Here is a 3,613-nt window from a genome sequence, read left to right as displayed (position 1 = left end):
GATGCAATGGAAGAAGCTGTCCTTACCGTGCGCGGAATGAGTTGCCAGGGCTGTGTCAGGAACGTCACGCAGATCCTGACCGGTCTTGCTGGCGTCGACCAGGTCGAAGTCTCGCTGGCGGAAGGAAGCGCGCGCGTGCTTTACGACCCGCAAGTCGTCAGCCTCGAGCGGCTTGCCGAAGTCATCGACGACGCCGGATTCGAGACCGGCTGAGCCTCTTCCGCCCCTGCCCGCTACCCCCTCACCTCCCCTACGCCGAGATTGCGACGGCTGTGCCGACCGATAAGACCATGCCGAGAAAAAAGCCAAAAACCAACGAGCTTCCCGCAACGCCCGACGCAGCAACGACGCCGCTCAGGTTGACCGAGTTTTCACACGGCGGTGGTTGTGGATGCAAGATCGCGCCAGCGGTACTCGAACAGATCCTGAAAAAGAACTCGCCGGCGATCATTCCCAAGCAGCTCCTGGTCGGCCTCGAAACCAGCGATGATGCCGCGGTCTATCAGATCAACGCCGAGCAGGCGCTGGTTGCGACAACCGATTTCTTCATGCCGATCGTCGACGATCCCTTCGACTTCGGTTGCATCGCCGCCGCCAACGCCCTGTCTGATGTCTATGCCATGGGAGGGCTGCCAATCCTCGCGCTGGCCATCGTTGGCATGCCAGTGAACACACTACCGCTCGAAACGATCAGACGCATCCTCGACGGCGGCGAATCGATCTGCGCGCAAGCGCGCATTCCGATTGCCGGCGGACATACCATCGATTCAGTCGAGCCGATCTACGGTCTCGTCGCCATCGGGCTGGTTCACCCGGACAACATCAAACGCAACGCGGGCGCGCGCCCTGGCGACAAGCTGATCCTCGGCAAGCGGCTGGGGATAGGCGTCTATAGCGCAGCCCTGAAGAAAGGTCTGTTGACCCCGGCCGGCTACTCGGCGATGATCAGTTCAGCCAGCCAGATCAACACGCCGGGACGCGCGCTGGCCTGCCTGGCTGGGGTGCACGCAATGACCGATGTCACCGGCTTCGGCCTGCTCGGCCACCTGAGCGAGATCTGCAAGGCGTCCAACGTTGCCGCGGTAATCGATTACAGCGCGCTGCACTTTCTCCCGAATGTGCTCGAATACGCTGATGCGGGTTGCCTGACCGGCGCCTCCGGGCGTAATTGGGCAGGGTGCAGCGACCATGTCGAGCTCCCGAAGAAGAACTTCAGCGACACCGAACGCGCTCTGCTGACCGATCCGCAGACCAGTGGTGGCCTGCTGCTCGCCTGCGCGCCGGAGGTCGTTACCGAGGTGCTGGCGGTCTTTCTACAGGAAGGGTTCGACCATGCCGTGGTGATCGGCGAGGTCGCCGACGGAAAACCCCATATCGCAGTCGTCAAGAGCAAGACCGATTGACCGCTGCCGCCACGCAGCGGGTCGTGTCAGTCACCGTCGACCCGCCTGCCCGACGGGTGAGGCCGGATGGAGCGGACCTCGCCGGCGAAGCGAAGCTGGTCTAAAGCTTCAATCCAGAACGTGTGAGACCAGGCCATCGGCCAGCTTGGGGTCGAACCATGTCGACTTCGGCGGCATCACCTGTCCGGCGTCGGCAACACTCATCAATGCCGCCATCGGCGTTGGGCACATGGCGAAAGCAACGGCCATCTCGGCGCTGTCAACCCGCCGCTCCAGTTCGGCCAGGCCACGCCCCCCGCCGACGAAGTCGATGCGCGTGTCCCGGCGCAGATCGCCAATTCCAAGCAGCGGGCCAAGAATGTGTTCGGCGAGCAGTGAGACATCGAGAGAATGAACCGGGTCGGCTGAAAACAGCCACGCTGACGGGAACTCCAGGCGATACCAGCGCCCATTGAGGTACATGCCACAGACGGTCGGCCGATCGGGCCGGCAGCGGGCGGTGCACGGGTGGATGCTGGAGCAGCGCGCCACAGCCGCCAGGAATTCCGCCTCGCTGTGGCCGTTGAGGTCGCGCACAACGCGGTTGTAATCCAGGATTCGCATCTGACGCGCAGGAAAGATCACCGAGAGGAAGAACTCGGCGCTGCCCCCCGTTCCTGCTGCCGCCATCGCGCGTGCGCGTCGCGCGGCTGCGACGCGCGCTGCAGCGGCTGAGCGGTGGTGGCCGTCAGCAATGTAGAGCGTCGGCATCCGGTTGAATACTTCGCTCAATTGCGCAATCGTGTGCTCGTCGTCAATGCGCCAAAGCTGGTGCCGGACATCGGCGTCGGTCAGCACATCGGTATCCGGCAGGCCGGCCGTCGCCTGCGCGAGCAGGGCTTCCGCCTGCTCATCGTCCCGATGGGCGAGGAGAACCGGCCCGGTTTGCGCGTTGAGTGCTTCGATCTGACGAACGCGGTCGTCTTCCTTGTCGGGGCGGGTATACTCGTGCTTGCGGATGCGGTTGCTCTCGTAGGCAGCAACCGATGCGGCAGCCACCAGACCGGTCTGTACGTGCCCGTCGACGATCATGCGATAGGCATAGTAGCTCGGGCGCTGGTCGCGCTGCAGAACGCCAAGGCGGATCAAGCGCTGGAAGTTCTCGGCGGATTTGGCGTATACCTCGGGCGCGTAGTGATCGACCGAGCGCGGCAGATCGATCTCGGCTTTCGATACATGCAGGAAAGACAGTGGCTTACCGATGCTTGCCTGGCGCGCCTCGTCGCTGGAAAGAACATCGTAGGGGGGCGCCGCGACGGCGGCTGCGTCCGAGTTGCGTGGCCGGAGGCCGGCGAAGGGTCGAATCAGGGGCAAATCCAAAGACAAGCCTATCTCCTGCTGGTTAGGTCGAGGTCAGATACTTCGGTACAAGGCCTCGTAGCGCACGGCCGAGTCGGCCCACGAGTAGTCCTGCAGCATGCCGCGCTTTTGCACTTGGCGCCAGGCCGTACCCTCCCGATACAGGGCGCAGACGTCAGCAATGCGTGCCGCCAAGGCACGGCTGTTCGCGTCGACAAAAACGAATCCGTTCGCCGTTCCCGCCTGCAGGCTCTCGGCCGTCGCGTCGATCACCGTATCGGCCAATCCGCCAACTCGCCGTACGAGCGGCAGCGTACCGTAGCGCAAGGCGTAGAGCTGGGTCAAGCCACACGGTTCGAAACGGGAGGGAACCAGCAGGACATCGGCTCCGGCGATGATACGATGTGAGAACGCGTCGTCATAACCCAGGTGGACCGAGACGTTCCCCGGATACTCCGCGGCGGCGGCCCGGTAGGCCGCCTCGATCTCGACCTCGCCGCTGCCGATGACGACGAGTTGCCCGCCTTCAGCCAGAATGGCCGGCAAGGCACCAAGAATGAGATCCATTCCCTTCTGCGCGGTCAGTCGGCTGACCACGGCAAACAGCGGCGCCTTGGCGCGACGGGCGAAGCCCAGTTCGGACTGCAACTTCGCTTTGCACGCTTCCTTGCCGCGCAGATCGTCGTGGTCGTAGTTCTTCGCCAGGGCCGGGTCCGTTTGCGGATTCCACACCAGGTAATCCACTCCGTTCAGGATGCCCGACAGATCGCTTCCGCGATCGCGCAGCAGGCCATCAAGTCCCCAGCCAAACTCGGGCAGGCAGATCTCCTGCGCATAGGTCGGACTGACCGCATTGACCCGCTTGGCGTGCA

Annotated in this window: 4 protein-coding genes; 2 read left to right on the top strand and 2 right to left on the bottom strand. The window is 63.6% G+C overall.

Features of this window, described 5'->3' with window-relative positions:
- Together RKP46_RS13405 and selD are read left to right on the top strand one after the other, a co-directional pair.
- On the top strand, positions 1 to 213 hold a 213-nt coding region (locus RKP46_RS13405; protein ID WP_311107099.1), incomplete at its 5' end, for a heavy-metal-associated domain-containing protein.
- A gap of 77 nt (positions 214 to 290) precedes the next feature.
- Entirely contained in the window at positions 291 to 1,403 is a 1,113-nt protein-coding gene (selD, locus tag RKP46_RS13400) for a selenide, water dikinase SelD (protein ID WP_311107098.1), read from the top strand.
- 108 nt (positions 1,404 to 1,511) lie between these two features.
- Here selD and RKP46_RS13395 read toward each other — a convergent pair whose 3' ends face one another.
- Together RKP46_RS13395 and RKP46_RS13390 are read right to left on the bottom strand one after the other, a co-directional pair.
- The gene (locus RKP46_RS13395; RefSeq protein ID WP_311107100.1) at positions 1,512 to 2,762 is read right to left on the bottom strand and encodes a DUF1015 family protein; all 1,251 of its coding nucleotides are present in this window, start codon (positions 2,760 to 2,762) and stop codon (positions 1,512 to 1,514) included.
- Between the two features lie 33 nt (positions 2,763 to 2,795).
- Positions 2,796 to 3,613: glycosyltransferase (locus tag RKP46_RS13390; protein ID WP_311107097.1), on the bottom strand; the 818-nt coding region annotated here is incomplete at its 5' end.

The organism is Accumulibacter sp., from assembly GCF_031732815.1.
Classification (GTDB): Bacteria; Pseudomonadota; Gammaproteobacteria; order Burkholderiales; family Rhodocyclaceae; genus Accumulibacter.
The sequence above is the reverse complement of the archived record's forward strand: the minus strand, read 5'-3'. Positions and strand labels throughout refer to the sequence as shown.